General features: G+C 36.1%; 11 protein-coding genes. 9 read left to right on the top strand and 2 right to left on the bottom strand.

The features are described from left to right. Window positions 1-28: 28 nt before the first annotated feature. Entirely contained in the window at window positions 29-775 is a 747-nt protein-coding gene (locus tag RMO03_RS01100; protein WP_309640230.1) for a LytTR family DNA-binding domain-containing protein, read from the bottom strand. Then, window positions 775-3663 carry a histidine kinase gene (locus tag RMO03_RS01095; RefSeq protein ID WP_309640229.1) on the bottom strand — a complete coding sequence of 963 codons (2889 nt, stop codon included), beginning with the start codon at window positions 3661-3663 and terminating at the stop codon, window positions 775-777. Before RMO03_RS01095 ends, RMO03_RS01100 begins: the two co-directional genes overlap by 1 nt. A gap of 197 nt (window positions 3664-3860) precedes the next feature. On the opposite strand from RMO03_RS01095, the gene RMO03_RS01090 reads away from it, so the two are divergent. The 9 genes from RMO03_RS01090 to RMO03_RS01050 all read left to right on the top strand — a co-directional run bounded on the left by RMO03_RS01090 (window position 3861) and on the right by RMO03_RS01050 (window position 18467). Then, complete coding sequence (locus RMO03_RS01090) at window positions 3861-5711, top strand: histidine kinase (protein WP_309640228.1); 1851 nt, start codon at window positions 3861-3863, stop codon at window positions 5709-5711. Further along, window positions 5711-6460: a LytTR family DNA-binding domain-containing protein gene (locus RMO03_RS01085; RefSeq protein ID WP_309640227.1), complete on the top strand. Its 750-nt coding sequence runs from the start codon at window positions 5711-5713 to the stop codon at window positions 6458-6460. The genes RMO03_RS01090 and RMO03_RS01085 overlap by 1 nt, the downstream gene beginning before the upstream one ends. A gap of 122 nt (window positions 6461-6582) precedes the next feature. Next, window positions 6583-8199 carry an ELWxxDGT repeat protein gene (locus RMO03_RS01080; RefSeq protein ID WP_309640226.1) on the top strand — a complete coding sequence of 539 codons (1617 nt, stop codon included), beginning with the start codon at window positions 6583-6585 and terminating at the stop codon, window positions 8197-8199. Between the two features lie 15 nt (window positions 8200-8214). After that, a complete protein-coding gene (locus RMO03_RS01075; RefSeq protein WP_309640225.1) occupies window positions 8215-10068 on the top strand; it encodes a T9SS type A sorting domain-containing protein in 1854 nt (617 codons plus the stop codon). Between the two features lie 99 nt (window positions 10069-10167). Then, the gene (locus RMO03_RS01070; protein WP_309640224.1) at window positions 10168-11187 is read left to right on the top strand and encodes a fibrobacter succinogenes major paralogous domain-containing protein; all 1020 of its coding nucleotides are present in this window, start codon (window positions 10168-10170) and stop codon (window positions 11185-11187) included. A gap of 718 nt (window positions 11188-11905) precedes the next feature. Then, window positions 11906-12583 carry an SDR family NAD(P)-dependent oxidoreductase gene (locus tag RMO03_RS01065; RefSeq protein WP_309640223.1) on the top strand — a complete coding sequence of 226 codons (678 nt, stop codon included), beginning with the start codon at window positions 11906-11908 and terminating at the stop codon, window positions 12581-12583. 73 nt (window positions 12584-12656) lie between these two features. Continuing rightward, window positions 12657-13253, top strand: a complete 597-nt coding sequence (locus RMO03_RS01060; protein ID WP_309640222.1) for a SprT-like domain-containing protein — start codon at window positions 12657-12659, stop codon at window positions 13251-13253. A 56-nt stretch (window positions 13254-13309) separates the two neighbouring features. Next, on the top strand, window positions 13310-14368 hold the full coding sequence (locus RMO03_RS01055) for a mannose-1-phosphate guanylyltransferase (RefSeq protein ID WP_309640221.1): 1059 nt from the start codon (window positions 13310-13312) through the stop codon (window positions 14366-14368). A 283-nt stretch (window positions 14369-14651) separates the two neighbouring features. Continuing rightward, complete coding sequence (locus tag RMO03_RS01050; RefSeq protein ID WP_309640220.1) at window positions 14652-18467, top strand: gliding motility-associated C-terminal domain-containing protein; 3816 nt, start codon at window positions 14652-14654, stop codon at window positions 18465-18467. Window positions 18468-18488 lie beyond the last annotated feature (21 nt).

Below are 18488 nucleotides of genomic sequence, written 5' to 3'. Positions count from 1 at the left end.
GTATAAACTTCCTGATAACCATTAAAATCTAACCCAAATTTCCCAAAGCTGCAATCAAATTGGCTTTCTTTCTCTGCGACACCGGCAGCGTACTTTTGTCTGTTAAAACTACATAACCACCATCTTTGTTGACGAAGTTTGTCAAATGATTTAAGTTGATAATGTGCGAATGATGAATGCGTTCAAAACCACTATTGCACAACAATTCCTCAAAATCTTTAAGTGTTTTCGAAAATAATATTTTCTTTCCGTTCGTAAAATAAACACTCGTATAATTGCTTTCCGCAGAGCATTTCAAAATCGTATCAATCTCAAAAATTGAAATGCCTTCGGAAGTTTGCAGCACAATTTTTTTTTGGATTTGAGATTCGTTTTGGTTGTGAATGAAATTCTGAATTTTAGCAGTCGATTCTTTTTCAGAAACCTTCGTGGCTTTGTTGACCGCTTGCATCAATTCTTCGGAATCAATCGGTTTGAGCAGGTAATCGAGCGCACTGAATTTAATTGCCTTAATCGCATATTGGCTATAGGCGGTCGTGAAAATAACGTGAAAGAAAAGCCCGTCTTTGAAGTGATTCAAGATTTCAAATCCCAATCCGTCCGACAATTGAATGTCTAAAAAAACCAGTTGAGGTTGCAGCAATTTGATTTTTTCAATGCCTTCTTTGACTGATTTAGCCACACCAACAATGTCGAGTGACTTGCAGTGCATGGCGATTTCCGACTTCAATGCCGAAATCGATTGGTCTTCATCTTCTATAATTAAAACTTTCATTACCAAATGTTTATTAATGGAATGGTTACTATGACTTTGGTTCCTGTGGATTTTCCATCCGAAATTAAATCAATAATTTCAAATGTCGATTTTCCGATGTCTTTACTAAAAAGCGCAATCCTTTCTGTCGTGATTTCAAGCGCTTTCGATTGGTATTCCTTATGCTTTTGATTTTTCTTCGATGCATCGCGACCAATACCATTGTCTTCAACGTGACATTCGAGTTGGTTTTCGTTTTTGAGGAATGAAATTTTGAGCAAACCCATTTCGTTTTTAGGAGCAAGCCCGTGAATAATGGCATTTTCAACAATCGGTTGCAACAATAAAGTTGGAATTGCGATGTCATTACTATTCAAATGGTCATCAACAAACAATTCGTATTCAAATTTATTTTTATAGCGGATTTTAGTCAACTCGATATACAACTGCAACATTTCAATTTCATTGGCCAGCGAAATAACTTGATCGGTATTCTCGAGCAACATGCGCAATAGTTTTGAAAACTTCGAAATATAGGTGCTCGCATTCACCGCATCGCCTTCTGAATAATAGCCTTTAATCGTATTTAATGCATTGAAGATAAAATGCGGATTCATTTGCAATCGCAATGCTTTTTGCTCAAGATCGATCATCTGTTTTTCGAGATTTGCCTTATCACGTTCGAACTGTATGGATGCTCTTTCGATTTCAAATAATTGCTGTTGCTGTTTGAGTTGGTATTTGATGAAAGCGTAAATCAGCAAAGAAATCAATAGAATACACAACAAAATAAACCAGGTTTTCTGCCAGAAAGGCGCCAGGATTTCGAATGAAATTGTCGCAGTATTGCTTTTGACGCCATAGCCATCCATGCAATACACACAGAACGTATATTTTTTTGGAGCAAGCGATTTGTAATTGATTTGCGATTCGTTGGTGGCCGACCATTTGTCGTTTTGTCCATCGAGTTTGTAATAATAAGACAGGTTGTTCTGATTGATGTAGGAGATTCCGGTATAATTGATACTGAGGTCGTTGTTGTTATAATTAAATTGATACTGTTGCTGTTGAGGAACAATACCGCTTTGGTTTTTGAGGCTTTCAATCAAGCATTTTGGTTGGCTGTTTTTGCGCTCGATGTTTTTGATGTTGAAATACAGCAAGCCATTATCGGTAGCCAGATAAACGATGTCGTCGAGATAATCGATGTCGTTGATTCTTTTGTTTTTCAAACCTAAAATCGCGTTGAGGTTTTTGATGGTGTATGTTTTGTTTTTGAATGCAATCGAATTCAATCCGTTGTTCGAACCGACTAAATAATAGTCATCCGCAATTTTTTTAATCGTATTGCAAGTTATGCTGTTGAGTCCGTTTTTCTTTGAAATCTGATCGATGACTTGATTGTTTTTTACTGTAATGATGCCTTTCGAATTGCTTGCTACAAGTAATGTTTTTGTGGCATCATCGAAATACAAATCTTGAATGGAACTTTGTAAATTGTTTGATTTTGTACTCCAATTCGTAATCGAATCTTTGCGATTGTATTGGTAAAGCCCGGTGTTAGTTCCAATCCAAATGTTGTTTTTAGAATCTTTTGAAAATACCGAAGTCCTTTTCGAGAGCAGTACATTTAAAGTTGCTTTTTTAGATTTGATGATTTGATCGATCTTTTTCAATGACATTTTGAAAGTCAGATTGTATCCGATAAAACAATCCTGCTCATCGATCAGTATATCATTTCCGCCAAAACCAAAAGCAGTTTTCTTATGATGGTTGTCGATTTCTGTAATCATCGTTTTACCAATGATGTAGGTGTTGCCATTAAAAAAACGAATCGATTTGACCTCATCGGTTTGATTTCCTGATGGGAAAGTTTCTTTGACAAAATCTTGGTTCGCAGATTTGACGAAGTAGGTATTGTATTCGCCGCCAATCCAGATTTCTTTTTTGTCATTGATACTGATGCAGTTGAGTTTTGTGGGCGTTGAGGCATTCATATTATTGATAAAAACTTCAAACGAAGGCACATAATAAACGCCGTTTTTTAAGGTCGAAATCCAATAGCCACCTTCAAAATCTCTTGTAACATTCGATACGATTTCATTCTCAAAATATCGTTTAAGGCCTTGCTTTTCTTTTAAATACAAGCCATTACGAGTGCAGATCCAAATTTTGTTTTTTTCAATATACATTTGAAGAATTTCAGTCTTTTCAGGAATTGCAACAATTTTTTCAAGTTGATTATTGATGCCAACCCGAAACAATTCATTGTCATGACTTAAATAATTTTCGTTTTGAAAGTGATACGTCCGGTTGTGATTGGAAGCTAGGTTATTATGAATCAGTAGGTTGCTATCTTCACTATAAATACCCAACGGTGTTAGAAAAGACAGTTTGTCTTTGTTTTTCCAAACCCCGATATGAGGAATTTTTGCTTTACTTTTCTTAATCACCTGGTCATTAGGTTTTACAATCGCTATTTCGCCATCACGATACAAGAAGTATATGTTTTTTTGTGCATCCTCATAAAAATCACTCATCAGACTAGAGCCTGAGATTCTCTTGACCAAGGCAGAATTGCTTTCGTTGTAGATTTTATCGTGAAAAATGTAAGATGTTTTTCCATTCAAAGTTAAAAGCCACACACGACCTTTATGATCTCTTTTCATCTGAAAAACTTCATTGTCTGAAAGCCCATTATCGGTATTGAAAAGCGAAAAGGTATGGCTGTCATATTTTACAATTCCAGCATCGGTTGTAAACCATAAGAACCCTTTTTCATCTTGATAAATCGAATAGATATTCGCTGAAGGCAAGCCGTCGTTGGTGGAATAATTAATGCAAAACGGATTTTGTGCCACGAGAAAATGGCAATACAGGAAAGAAAAAAGAAACAGGAGTTTTTTCACACCAAATATTTGATGAAGTAAATGTAAACATTCTATAAAATATAGGATACAAAAGCAGCATCACTTACAAGGCTATGAAAATCACTTATCCAATAAAAAGCCTCACTTGCTAAAGAAATCCTAACGATTAAATAATATAAAAGAGGTAGGTTTTTAATCAGAGTAGATTTGAGCTAGTTTGTAAAATCAAAATTGCAATGAAATCCAACAGTAGCATTCTAAAAGCTTGTTTTTTTTTATGGGCCACCTTTTTTGTGTCATCAATAGCCGCTCAAGAAGCTTGTAATTGCGAAGTGGCATCCAAAGCAATCAAAGAAAATTGGGTTGATGAAAAAGATTCGACGCTAGTGTTTGCGAAAATCCAATCCCTAAAAAATTCCAAATTTAAAAGCTGTGTTTTCGAAGGTTTGCAAATACAATTTAATTATTACATCAGTAATCGAGAATCCAAAAAAGCCTATGCGATTCTTCAAAAACAGCAGGATTTACTGAGCAAAATGAAATGTAAAGGCCAATACGATTTTGCTGTCAACTCCAATAAAGCGTTTTATTATAAAGTCATCAACGACCTAGAAAAATTATCCATTTACGCATTCAAATCGTTGAAGGAAGCAGAAAAAAGTAAAGGCGCTAATGATCAAATTGCCGCGATTAAAGAAGTGGTATTTTTGTTGACCAGAATGAATGAGCACCAAAAAAAATGGACTTATGTACTGCGTGCTCAAAAATTAATTGAAAGCCAAGACAACAGTAAACAAAAGACTATAAATTATTTGTGGTTGGCGATGGAATATGACACAAAGTACACGCTATCCAATAGAAAAACACTGTTAGATTCGATGGCACTCTTTGCCAATAAAGCTAAAGAAAGTGCTTTCAAATATAAATTGTATACCGAAGTAACCAATTATTATAGAATAAAGGAATCCTGTTCGTATCGAAAAGGCGATGTAAAAAACGCCTTAAAAAATATGGATTCGGCTATCTTTTATGCCAAAAAAATTGAAGGTTATAAAAATTTGTGTCCGTTGTATTCGGCTAAAGCTTGGGATCATTTAGATAACGGACAAATAGCGGAAGCCAATAAAAGTATGGATACTGCTTTGGTACTGGCGAAAGATGTTAAGGATTCTTCTGCAAAAATGATGTTGTATTATGACGCTTCTGATTTGTATAGCGGCGCCAAAAATGTGGCTAAAGCTTTTGAAGTGTATAAAGTATATTCCAAAATGAAAGATAGTGTATGGAATATCAAAAAGGTGGAGAAAGTCAATGAACTTGAGCAAAAATACAATAAAGTCAAAAATGAGAAGATGATTTTTGAACTCGAGAAAACTAAGCAATGGTATACTTTTTTAATCATTGGTGGTTTGCTAACCATACTAACATTGGTATTCTTTTTCCGTCAACGCAGTTTACAAAACAAACAAAAAATCATAGAAACCGAGCAGCGGTTGAATCGAGCCAGAATCAATCCGCACTTTTTTTTCAATGCGATGGCTTCTTTGCAAAACGTTTCGTTAGAAGAGAAAAGCTCGAAAACGACTTTGTTTATTTCGCGTTTTGCTAAAATAATGCGACAGTCGTTAGAAAGTACTTATGAAGAATTAGTAACGATTGAGAGTGAATTAGAATTCATGACCGACTATCTCGAATTGCAAAAATTGCGCTTTCCCGATAAGTTCGAATACCAATTTGATGTTGATGATTCCTTAGAAATTAATGAATTGAAAATCCCGGGTATGTTGCTACAACCTTTTATAGAAAACGCAATCGAACATGGTTTTAAGGATATCAATTATAAAGGAAATATTGTCATTGTTTTTGAGGATGTAGAAAATCACGTCGCCATTACTGTTAAAGATAATGGGAAAGGACAAACCCAAGACCACGTCGTGAAAGACCATAAATCGAGAGCGATGCAAATCGTTAAAGACCGTATTTATTTATTCAACAAGCAGCACCATTCAGATGCGTTTTATCAAGTCTTGCACACGAAAGGCGAAAGCGGATTTAAAATAGTAATGTCTTTGCCTAAGATTTATTAATGATGAAAATACTAGTTGTAGATAACGAAGCCAACATACGCAAAGGCATTGTTGAATTAATCAAAAATTTCTGCCCTTTTGCTTTCGAAATTTTCGAAGCAGATGGTGTGACGAGCGGACTTAAGGCAGTCGCTGAAGTCAATCCCGATATTCTTTTTCTGGATGTTGAATTGGATGACGGCACCGGAATGGATTTGTTATCGCAATTAAATGAAGTCGATTTTCATGTCGTTTTTGTTACGGCTCATAACAAATACGCGATGGATGCTTTTCGATTTAGCGCCATCGATTTTTTATTGAAACCCATCAATCCGAACGAATTGATCGAAGCTTTTGATAAAGTGACCAAGCAAATTAAAAATAAATTCGTGCAAGACCAACTCGAAGTCATGCAAGAAAGTTTGCATCGCATCAGTTCCAAAGAGAAAAAAATTGTACTGAAAGACAGCAATTCGATTTTTTTTGTAAAAGTAAGCGATATTATTCGCTGCGAATCTGACGGTCAGTACACCGAGTTTTACATTGAGAATCTCAAGAAAATCATCATCTCGAAATCTTTAAAAGAATACGAAGAACTTTTAGAACCTTATGGTTTTATCAGACCGCATCATTCGCACTTAATCAATACGAGTAAAATCCTGCGTATGGACAAGTTTAACGGTGGTATTTTAGTCATGCAAAACCAAGATGAGATTCCAGTTTCGCATCGCAAGAAAGCGCAAATACTTCAGGTTTTGGATTCGTTTTAGTTTTTTAAAATCACTTTTAGCACAATCTCATACAGTTGTCAATCAGATACTGTCACTTATATATGTGGCCGTTATTTGATGTTTTTTTTCATGAAGTTTGGGTAACTTTAAATCTATTCATTATGAAAAAACTACTACTTATTACAGCAATCTTTGCTGCTTTTGGTGCTCAAGCACAACTCAGATTGGTTAGGGAATTAAACGCAGGAACTGCTTCAGCAAATCCTACCGGTTTTATTGTCTATAATGGCAGGCTTTTTTTTGGAGCTGCTGGCGGATCAGGTTACAGAAGGATTTATGCAACAGATGGGACTTCTGCGGGTACTGCGAATATTAGATTTGATGACCCTAATACGGGTTTACTTGCTTTAAATAATTATGGGACTGTTCTTTTTTATGAATACAATTCTAATTTGTATTTTGATGCTCAAGACAATTCTGCTTCAGACATGAATGTTATGAAGCTATCAGGAGTTTCAAATGCCGCAACGTCTGTTTTTAATATTACCAACTATACCAATACAAATTTCTGTCGATTTGATGCTGCCGTTGGGTTTAATAATAAAATAGTTTTTAATCCGCTTTGGGTAGGACAGAAGGAACCGCAAGTTATCGATCTTGTAACGACTTCGAATAGCGGTCTTTTAAAAGATATTTTTGCTGGTAGCCCGAGCTCGTCACCAACAGAATTTACAGTGCTTGGCACCAGTTGTTTTTTTGCTGCTGATGACGGAATAAATGGTAAAGAATTATGGAAAACTGATGGGACTTCAGCGGGCACATCGTTATATTTAGATTTGTTTGGTGGTAGTGGGGCTAGTAATCCTGCAGAATTAAATGTGTTAGGGTCGCAATTAACTTTTGTGGCATCTCATCCTACTTTAGGCAGAGAATTGTTTAAAACTAATGGTTCAGGCAGTTTAACGGCGTTGAAAGACATTAATACTGCTGGCGACAGTAACCCAAGCGACTGTACTGTAATAGGAAGCTTATTGTATTTTTGTGCGAATAACGGAACAAATGGTCGTGAGCCATGGGTTTCGGCGGGAACAACGCTTTCTACACATCTTCTTTTTGACATTAGCCCGATGGGAGGCGACAGTAATCCAACGAAATTTATCCAAGTTGGGAATACCGTTTTCTTTGTCGCTACTGATGCTGTTAACGGCACCGAATTATGGAAAACTGACGGAACTATTACGGGCACTTTTTTAGTAAAGAACATCAATCCATCTATAGCAAGCAGTAACCCAAATTATTTGACCGAATACAACGGGAAATTATACTTCACGGCAGACAACGGAACCAATGGAACTGAACTCTGGGTTTCTGACGGAACAGATTTAGGAACCACAATGGTAGTAGATATTCTTCCGGGATCAGCCAGTAGTACAATATCAGACTTAATCGTTTTGAATGATGAATTGTATTTTGGCGCTACTGCATCAAACTTGATAGGCAAGGAATTATATGCCTACAAAGATCCGTCCTTAAGCTCGAATCATTTCGCTTCCATTGAAAAGGCGATTACATTGTCTCCAAATCCAACCAAAAACTATTTCGAATTAACTTCAGAATTATCTATTGAAAAGGTAGAAGTTTATTCAATAATTGGGCAATTGGTAAAAACTTTTGAGCAACAAAACCAATATTCAATTACTGATTTAGTAAAAGGTTCTTATATCGTTAAAATAACTACTCCAGAAGGAACTACTAATAAAACGTTGCTTAAAGAGTAACTAAAAACAGACATTATGAAAAAACTATTAGTAGTGTTGGGTGTAATTGTCGGGATTAATTTTTCTTACGGGCAGAGTAGAGGGATAATGTATGAATATGGTGTAAGCAATACCAATGCATCAAATGAAGAAGTTTTTTTGAGTTCTTTTCATAAGCTTCATGCTTATGCAACAGCATTTGAACTAGCAAATGATCAAGTTATGGTCCACACGCCTTTTGTTAAATTAGGCAACAATTATTTTTCATTATTAACAAAGTATGACCGGCAGCTTTGCCCAATAGAGACTAAAAAAATACCTATAATTCCAAGTGCTAATTACCCAACAGAAAATGTTGCATACAATGGGGTCTCTAAAAGTGATGGTGGTTTTGCATTAATAACTAATGTATATCCTCATGTGCTGCGTAATTATGATAATCAGGGAAACTTGATTTTTTCCAAAATAATATCAACACCATTTTATGATACCGGAGGACCAAACAATTTTCCCGGGTTTGGGGGAGACCCTACAAGACCAAAGCTTCTTGCTAATCCAAACAATAATAATATCTATGTTTTGTTTGCTACAAATAACAGTGTATATCCTTATTTTAATAATGGAGAAGTAGATCCAACAATTAATGTTATAGAAATTTCGTCTTTGGGTACTGTTGTTAATTCATTTAGGTTGGCTATATCTTATTTGCATCAATACTCAGATCCTGCGACTACTCCAGATCCAATTCTTCATGATTTTTCTATTTTCGCTGAAGATTTTATTGAAGATGTAGAGTACGTCAAAGGCGCCAATGGCCCGTCTAGTGATAGAATTTGGGTAAGTTTAACTTTAAATTATCATGGCTCTTTAGAACTAAACGGTAATACATCCAACAATGTTCAAGCCAGCTATTTTTCAGGAAACTATATAATGAAAGGCGTTGCAGTAATGGATCCTCTGGGAACTACCGGCGATATCAATGTTTTGCTTACTGGTCAAAACAATACTTCCAATTCATTTGATGCGCATTTGGCTGTAATGAAAAACGGGACTGTAGCTCCGGAAATATTGTTATTAACCATAGAAAGCTTAAAACCGGCTGTGTATCATTTCAGAAGTTATACCAGTCCAATACCTTCCGATAAATATAGGTTTCCTTTTGCAATAGCTTACAGTAACTTTAACACTTATAAACTTGATTTAAAAAATCATCAAAAGAACATTCTATTTTCAGTAGGGAAATATTTTGGAATTTTTAATCCGGGGAATTTAAGTATAAATCTACGAGAACAAGATGTAAATAATTCACTAGTAATTGGAAACGTTGATTTTATGTCTAAGGATACTAATAAGTTGTATATCAATTACAGCAATTATACTAATCCATCATATCAGGTCTATAATCCAATGAATTTTATGATTAAAGAAGATATACGTTATTTCAATTCAACGTGTTGGTCACATGCATTAGGCAATTTTACTGCCGGCACTTTAACTCCATCTTATTATCCTTTGGTTACCCAACTGCTTCCATTGCCAGGAGTTACTTTGGCAAATGATTCTTCTTATGTTGAAACTGCTGCTCCCGGTATTGTAGGCTTCAAAAATATCTGTTTGAATTGTTCCAGTGTTTTTAGAAGCAGCGATGCTAGCATAGAGAATACCGAAAATATAGACATTGTTTTACACCCAAATCCTACTAACAATTACTTCGAATTAACTACCGAACGCACCATCGAAAAAGTGGAAGTTTATTCGATGTTAGGGCAATTGGTCAAAACCTTCAATCAACAAAATCAATATGAAATTTCAGGTTTAGAAAAAGGCTCTTATATCGTTAAAATTTCAACTAACGAAGGCACTTCACGCAAAACACTGATTGTAGAATAACGGTTTAAACCTGTTTAAGACTTGTACTCAAATTCTGATTGCTGTTTTTTAAGTTGGAGGATGATCAAACATCCTCTAACTTCATTTAATACAAAAAAAATGAAGACATTTTTCTTCTTAGCGCTGTTTCTTTTAGCGAATTTCGCAGAAGCGCAAGTCGGAATAGGAACAACCAATCCTGATGCTTCTTCTATATTAGATGTCAAATCTACAGTTGCAGGTTTTTTGCCGCCAAGAATGACCACCGCTCAACGCAACGCCATTGTATCTCCGGCAGTTGGGCTTTTCATTTTCAATACATCTATAAATTGTATGGAATGGTGGGCAGGTTCGTTATGGTATAACGGTTGTGGGACTACTTTTCAAGCGACCATTCCAAACAATTCACTTTGCATTGGCAAAACCATTTCTAAAACACCTTGCAGTATGGTGGCCGGAGCTACTTTAAACGATGACCCTTTAACGACTTTGGGTGTCGAATACGATTGGTCGAATGCCACCAATAGTACTATGGGAATTGGATTGGGCGCGACAACCAATACAAGAGCATTAGTAGAAATCGGAGGGCAATGTTGGTGTCGGTATAATACCGATATTGTCAATACAAACTTAACGGCTTATGCCAACACTTCAGCTTCAGCATGGAGCGGTTATTACAATGATGCAGTAAACGAACTTGCAGCTGATGAAGGCAGATTATACCAATGGCCAGCCGCCATGCAAGGAGCCATTATTGAACGTTCGCAAGGTGTTTGTCCCGCAGGTTTCCATATTCCAAGTGATTGCGAATGGATGTATCTTGAATATACACTAGGAATGTCGGTCGCCGAACAACAAAATTCTTTTTTTAGAAATACGGGTAATGTTGGTCAAGATATTAGTTTACTATCTAGCGGCGGAACCAATAGCTCAGGATTTACAGGACTACTTGCCGGGCAAAAAAATAATGGCACGGGAGTTTTTACTGCCAGAGCTTTTAGTGCTTACTGGTGGACATCATCAGAAACGAGTGCTTCCAATGTGGTTCATCGAGGGATTGATTCCAGTAATGTTGGCATCAGTCGAAATCCCAATATTGCAAAACCCCAAGCTTTTTGTTTGCGATGTATTAAAGATTAAAAATCAATTATAACCTATTATTCAGCACTTATACATTGATGCCTAGCACTTATACATTTCTTCATTATGGAATCCAATTCTTTTATAATTTAGATTTTGAAAACGAAAACGATTAAAACAAAACGTAACAAAGAATACACTTCAACCAGCATCAATTATTGATTGCAATAATTTTTGAAAGTAATAGCTGGTCAATAATTGGTGTTGGTTAGTGTATTTAAATTTAAATTACAATGAATGTAAAACAACGTATCGTAATTTTTATATTTTTCCTTGCATGTTGCATATTGATGAGTTTGTTGTTCTTATTTTCATTAAATAATTTCCTGGAAATCTTATCGCCAAAAGGATTAAAAGAAGAAACCTTATTAGTATTACCGCAATGGATGAGGCCTTTATATAAAGGATTTCCAAATTTAACGGCATTGACATGCTACTGTTTATTTACTTTGCCTGCCTTTTTGTTCCTCAAAGAAAAGCGTAAAAAATACAGAATCATCAGTATTATTTCATTTGTATTATTAGTTTGTTTATTTATCTTTTTCTTTTAAAAATGATGGAAAATTTGAGGTCATACATAGAAGAAAACAAATTCGAAATTCTGTTGGTTGCCATATACGTCTTCATAGGAATCTTTATATTTTATTGTTTTAGTTAGGTTGATCATGCATCTCGAAACAGATGCATTTTTTTTGCTATTTTTACAAAAAAATACGTTTTGAAAAACATCATCATAACAGGAACTTCACGCGGAATCGGCTACGAACTGGCACTTCAATTGGCCAACGCCGGACACCAGATTTTGGCACTGTCACGCCAAACACCACAAACCTTAATCGAACATCAAAACATTACTTGTCTGGCAGTTGATTTAGCCCAAGAAGAGGATTTGATGCAAGTCGAAAACTTTCTTACAACCTCATGGAAAACAGTCGATGCGATTGTTCATAATGCAGGTTCATTAGTATTCAAACCTTTCTCAGAAACCACATTTGCTGATTTTGAAAAAGTTTATAAAGTGAATGTTTTTGCTGTTGCGATGCTTACCAGAATGGCTTTGCCGTATTTGCAAAAAGGCAGTCATGTGGTTTCGATTAGTTCGATAGGTGGTATTCAAGGCAGTATGAAATTCGCCGGACTTTCAGCCTATTCTTCAAGCAAAGGCGCTGTGATTACGTTGTCGGAATTGTTAGCCGAGGAATACAAAGAACGTGGTATTGCTTTTAATGTGTTGGCGTTAGGATCGGTGCAAACAGAAATGCTCATGGAAGCTTTTCCGGGATATCAAGCACCACTTGCTGCTGCTGAAATGGCAGATTATATTTATAATTTCACACTAACCGGACATCGATTTTACAACGGGAAAGTATTGCAAGTTTCTTCAACAACACCATAAAAAATGTTTAGGTTGTAAGTTGTATGTTAAAACGTTTAACCCACAACTTACAACCTAAAACCTACAACCCTTCATGAGCGAAACCCTATCCAAATATCTACCAGAACACGCTGTAAAGCCAACTTTCGAATTGATTGTTGCCAACGAAGTGCACCTCAAAATTGTCAACGAGCGTGTCACTCGACATGGCGATTACCGAAAAGGATTGAATGGTAAACACGAAATTACGGTTAATGCCAATCTGAATAAGTATAAATTCCTGATTACTTTAATTCATGAAATTTCTCATTTGGTGGCTTTTGAAAAGTTTGGCAGAAACATCAAACCACACGGAAGCGAATGGAAGTATACGTTTCAACGCATGATGATTCCGTTTATTCGACCTGAAATATTCCCGAGTCAATTGCTACCGCTGTTGGCAAGGCATTTCAAAAATCCAACAGCCAGCAGCGATGTTGATGCTACTTTATCATTAGCATTAAAACAGTTTGACCAACAGAATGATAAAAATTATATCTTTGAAATCCCTTATGGAAGCCGTTTCCGAATTCATAATGGCAAGATTTTTCAAAAAGGAGCTTTGCGCACCAAACGGTATGAATGTGTTGAGCTAAGTTCCGGGAGAATGTACTTGTTTAATCCGAATGCAGAAGTGGAATTGCTCCATTAAAAATAAACTCAAATTAAAAACACTCAGTTACTCAGTAACGCAGCAACTCAGAAAAAATGAATAAAAATTATTACGCAATATTAATGGCCGGTGGCGTTGGATCTCGATTTTGGCCTGTCAGCACGGCGGAATTTCCAAAGCAGTTTCACGATATGTTGGGTGCCGGCGATACCTTAATACAAAAGACATTCAGCAGATTATCGAAGCTGATTCCGGTGGAAAACATTTTGATATTGACCAACGAAAAATACAACCATATCGTTTTAGAGCAATTGCCTTTGGTCAAGCAAGAACAAGTTTTACTAGAACCGGCAATGCGCAATACGGCACCCTGTATTTTATATGCTTCGATGAAAATTAAAAAGCAAAACCCAGATGCGGTTATGGTTGTGGCGCCAAGCGATCACTGGATTGAAGATGAAGTATTATTCACTCAAAACTTGCAGCAATGTTTTGATTATTGCAGCACTGAAAATGCCTTGATGACTTTAGGAATTCAACCTACGTTTCCCAATACCGGTTTTGGATATATCGAGTTTGACAAAACCGACAACAATGCCATTAAAAAAGTCAATCAATTTCGTGAAAAACCCGATTATGAAACGGCAAAATCATTTCTTGAAAGCGGCAATTTCTTGTGGAATGGCGGTATTTTTATTTGGAGTGTGAAGGCAATTGTGGAATCTTTTGAAAAATTTCAACCCCAAATGAATGCTTTATTCCTCAAAGGTTGGAGCGATTATAATACAGCCGCAGAAAAAGATTTTATAGCCGAAAATTATGGCTTAGCCGAGGATGTTTCGATTGATTATGCTGTGATGGAAAAGGCGAAAAACGTATATGTACTTCCAGCAACATTCGATTGGAATGATCTTGGAACTTGGGGTTCATTACACGAAAAATTAGACAAGGACGAAAACAATAATTCGGTAGTCAATGCGACGGTGTTGCTCAATAATGCGTCGAGTAATATTATCAGTACTTCTAAAGATAAGTTGGTGATTATTGATGGTCTGGAAGATTTTATTATTGTAGATAAAGACAACGTCTTGCTGATTTATCCGAAAAGCAAAGAGCAAGAAATCAAAGGTATTGTGAGCCAATTGAAAAAATAAAAATCAAATTTTGTTCGTGGTTAAAACCTAACCGCTGATTTGCAGATTAATTATTGTTTAATTTGTAAATCGGCGGTTTATTTTTTAATTTATTGCTAATCTACAAATCGTTTCCCTCGAATACTAATTCAAACGCATCGAATACTAATTCAGTTTCAATTCTTTCAAAAGAAACCGCTACTTTTAAAGTTGTATTTTTTGGAAATTTTCTGACAAGATACTACTCCGTTTAATATATTGATTAATTTAGGACATTTTTGATTTAATATAAAAGCCGTTTAATATGAGAAAAGAACTATACCAAAAGCAATATTTATTCATTTTGATTTTCTTTTTTCTTAGTCAAATTGCTTTTTCTCAATTAACAAATTTTACGCTTACAGTTACCAAAACCGATGAAAGTTGCTCAGGCAATGGTTCCTTATCATTCAGTGTATCCAGCACAACACCTGATGCTATTTTTGTCTATTCAATTTATTTATTACCCAACACATTAAACCCAATTGGAGTTACATCTTCCAATGCTATAACGGGTTTAGTGGCCGGAAATTATCGTGTTGTAGCACTGCAATCGTTGGGCAATCTTAGCAATTCAAAGCAACAAGACATTCAAATTCTAAATACAATCAATCCTTTGGCTTTTCAAGTTAGCGGTGAACCTGTAGATTGTATTCATGGTAATATCACAATAGCGGTAACACAAGGAAATCCGGCAACATATGAAATTATTTCGGGGCCTGTAATCGTACTGCCTCAAGTTTCTAATGTGCTCCAAGGACTAACTGTAGGAGAATATGTGGTTCGAGTGAATGATGTTTGTGGCGATGGCATCGTTCAGACTTTTACCTTAGCGAATGTAAGTTCTTTAAACATTTCTCCAATTGTACAATCTTGTGATCCTGTAAGTTGCCTATTAACAAATGGAGACATTACTATTAGTACTGCAGTAGGAGCTACTATTTATTATCCGCTAATAGTACAGACGACTATTTTTCCACCCAACGGCGGAACTCCGGTCATTACAACTCAAACCATTACTTCCGGTAACGCTAATCTTCCTACACAAATTCCAAATGCTACTGCAAATTTAAGCTTGGCAATTATCACAGGAGAAACATATACCTATACAATAAATGTGACGGATGTTTGTGGTAATAATTTCATCTACAATGGTAGCGAACTAATTAGAGAAGGAACAGTTACGGTATTAGCATCTACTGAAACCGAAGATCATTTGAGTTTCATTAGAGTTAAAACATGCAATTTAGTACCACCATTCTATGTAAATTTTATAACTGCTCCAGAGGGATTTAACCCCAACACGTTTAATTCGCAACATCCTGGACCTTTTGCGAGTTCACCGATTGAATATTTATCTACAAAAGAAAATCAACTTCCTTTAGGAGATTATGAAGTAGCAATAACGGATTCATGTGGTAATGTAACTACAGGGTTAGGCAGTTTACCACCTAATTGCGAACCGGACATTTCAGCAACTCCGATTTGTGCAACATTTGGACTAGTGAAAATCAGGAATATTGCTACACTTATTATTACTTCAGCACCGGCAGGTTTTGGTTTTCCAATACCTTATGACGCGACTTCTGCTATTGTTGATGGTATATTTTTAATGCAACTTCCTTTAGGGACTTATACTTTTGAAGGTATTGATAGATGCGGAGAAGAATATACATTCGTTCGAACTATAGATTTACCTGAATATAGCATTACCGCAGAAAACCAAGTGGGTTGCGAATCAAATACAGGAACAATCAGAATCAAATATGCTACTATTGGTTTAGAGTTAGCCATTGTTGGAGTCAGAATTCTATCAGCTCCGGCAGCATTTCTATATCCTTTGCCTTTCAATGCAACACAATATATTTTGTTACCCATTTCAAGGATAGAAGTTGAAATTACAGGATTGCCACCTGGAGATTATGTGTTGGAAGTGGTAGATTATTGCGGAAATATATATCCTTTATCAGTAACAGTTCCTGTGAATATATCTACAGCTATCCCAAGTTTCAACATGCTACGAGGCTGCACACAAGGATATGGATCTGTTTCTATAGACACCCCCAATCGCAGATTCACAGAAGTGATAATCACGGCTGCACCGCCCGCTTTTGCACAAACGCTTCCGTATAATGTTTCCTTTAATATCAGTACACTAGGGAAGTTTTATATGAATGATTTACCTGAAGGAACTTATGCTTTCAGCACTATAGATGTCTGTGGTATTGCTAATAATTTTGAAGTCGTTATGCCCGGTTATAACGTTATTCAGAGTGATGTCAATATCGTTGAGAATTGCGGTTCGTTTAATTTGATTTTAAATCACGTGATGGATCAACCATATATGCAAAGTTTTTGGCTTCAAAAACTAGATCCTGTGACCAATCAATGGAAGCATCCTTATACCGGAACTCCTTTTGTTAATGGCGATGAAGTCAATGCCACAAATTCTTTTCAAGTTTATAATTATGCCACCAATTTCAATATCGCATTGTATGGAAAGTTTCGTGTCGTGAAAGTAAATTCTGTTTATAGTAATGGTAGTGCTACCCTTACAAATTGTGGTATGGTTGTCATTAAAGAATTCGAATTCACCGGCGAGTTAAGGGTCATCAATGCTACAGGGATACTTTGCAATGATAGCAGTTACAACACCTTTATTACTGTTGCGGGAGTTCCTCCATTTACTTTTAAAATTACCACAAAAGATGGCGAACCCTTTTTTGTTGATAATGGAAATTCTAATTATTTCTCAAACTTAACCAGCGGAACGTATAATTTTCAAATCGAAGACCATTGCGGCAATGTCGTTAATCGAGTTTATGATATCACTACTTTATTAGAACCGGCCATATCGCAAAGCAATTTGTGTGATGGGCAAAACGGAAAACTGATTGTTCCGGCGGTTTCTTTTTTAAGTTATCAATGGTGGAATGCCAATGCACCAACAGTGATTTTAAGCACCACCAATGCTTTAAATTTCACACCTTTCTATAGCAGTACTGCGGCAGGAACTTATTTTGTTCATGTTTTTTCTAATTCTTCACTATCGTGTTTGGATAAAACGTTGTCCTATACGATTCCAACGGTAAGCAATCCTCAGGCGGGAAATGACAATGCGATTTCATTGTGCGCTGATTCAAATCCGATTAATTTATTTTCTGTTTTAGGCGGAAACTATGACACTACGGGTAATTGGACTGAAATCACCAATAGCGGAATGTTGTCTGGAAACACTTGGATTCCTACAAATATTCCTTTTGGAGTCTATCGATTTAAATACCATGTTGATGGTTTTTGTGATGATTTTGATGAAGCCGTTATTACGATTAATTTTAAAGAAGTTCCGGAAATTCCGATTATCACATCGAATGCTTTCTTTTGTTTGAACCAGCCGTTTCAATTGAATGTCAATGCGATTGCGAATGTCACTTATGAATGGACCGGTCCTAATAATTTTACTTCAAGCCAACAAAATCCAACGATAGCAAATCCAACGTCTGACAATGCCGGATTGTATACCATTAAAGCTTTGTTGAATGGTTGCGAATCGACAAACTCGATTACTGTTGCGGGTGAATCGGTTCCGGATTTCGATCTTAAAGGTTTGTGTAAAGGCGCGGTGTATAATATTACTGTTGTTCCAAATCATAAATCGTTTGATGTAGCAGCCGTATCGTATTTGTGGTCCGGTCCAAATAATTTCAGTAGTACCGTAAATCCAATCGATATTACGGGTTTTAATTCGGGTCAATATACTGCAACAGTAACCAATTCAGAAGGCTGTTCATTATCCAAAAACATTGTGGTAAGCAATACATTTTGTGGTCAAGTACCACTTGGAATTTCACCCAACGACGATGATTATAATGATGAATTTGATTTGACAGGTTTGGGAAAAGAAATTCGATTTGAAGTATTCAATCGCTACGGAACTATGGTATACAAACAAGACGATTACACCAACCAATGGCACGGGCAAGATTATAAGAATCGAATGCTTCCGGATGCTACCTATTATTATTACATCAAATTAAAATCTGGAGAAGAAAAAACGGGTTGGGTTTATGTGACTAGGTAAATTTCATTAATTTCGAAAAAG

Origin of the sequence: Flavobacterium sp., assembly GCF_031411595.1 — a bacterium.
Taxonomy (GTDB): Bacteria; Bacteroidota; Bacteroidia; order Flavobacteriales; family Flavobacteriaceae; genus Flavobacterium.
Note: the sequence above shows the minus strand (reverse complement) of the source record. Positions and strands in the feature narration are given on the sequence as shown.

What these genes read in the sequence shown, in the direction of transcription:
- RMO03_RS01085 (WP_309640227.1), top strand. Translation starts at nt 5,711, where the DNA reads ATGATGAAAATACTAGTTGTAGATAACGAAGCCAACATACGCAAAGGC.
- RMO03_RS01060 (WP_309640222.1), top strand. Translation starts at nt 12,657, where the DNA reads ATGAGCGAAACCCTATCCAAATATCTACCAGAACACGCTGTAAAGCCA.
- RMO03_RS01080 (WP_309640226.1), top strand. Translation starts at nt 6,583, where the DNA reads ATGAAAAAACTACTACTTATTACAGCAATCTTTGCTGCTTTTGGTGCT.
- RMO03_RS01055 (WP_309640221.1), top strand. Translation starts at nt 13,310, where the DNA reads ATGAATAAAAATTATTACGCAATATTAATGGCCGGTGGCGTTGGATCT.
- RMO03_RS01100 (WP_309640230.1), bottom strand. Translation starts at nt 775, where the DNA reads ATGAAAGTTTTAATTATAGAAGATGAAGACCAATCGATTTCGGCATTG.
- RMO03_RS01090 (WP_309640228.1), top strand. Translation starts at nt 3,861, where the DNA reads ATGAAATCCAACAGTAGCATTCTAAAAGCTTGTTTTTTTTTATGGGCC.
- RMO03_RS01075 (WP_309640225.1), top strand. Translation starts at nt 8,215, where the DNA reads ATGAAAAAACTATTAGTAGTGTTGGGTGTAATTGTCGGGATTAATTTT.
- RMO03_RS01050 (WP_309640220.1), top strand. Translation starts at nt 14,652, where the DNA reads ATGAGAAAAGAACTATACCAAAAGCAATATTTATTCATTTTGATTTTC.
- RMO03_RS01070 (WP_309640224.1), top strand. Translation starts at nt 10,168, where the DNA reads ATGAAGACATTTTTCTTCTTAGCGCTGTTTCTTTTAGCGAATTTCGCA.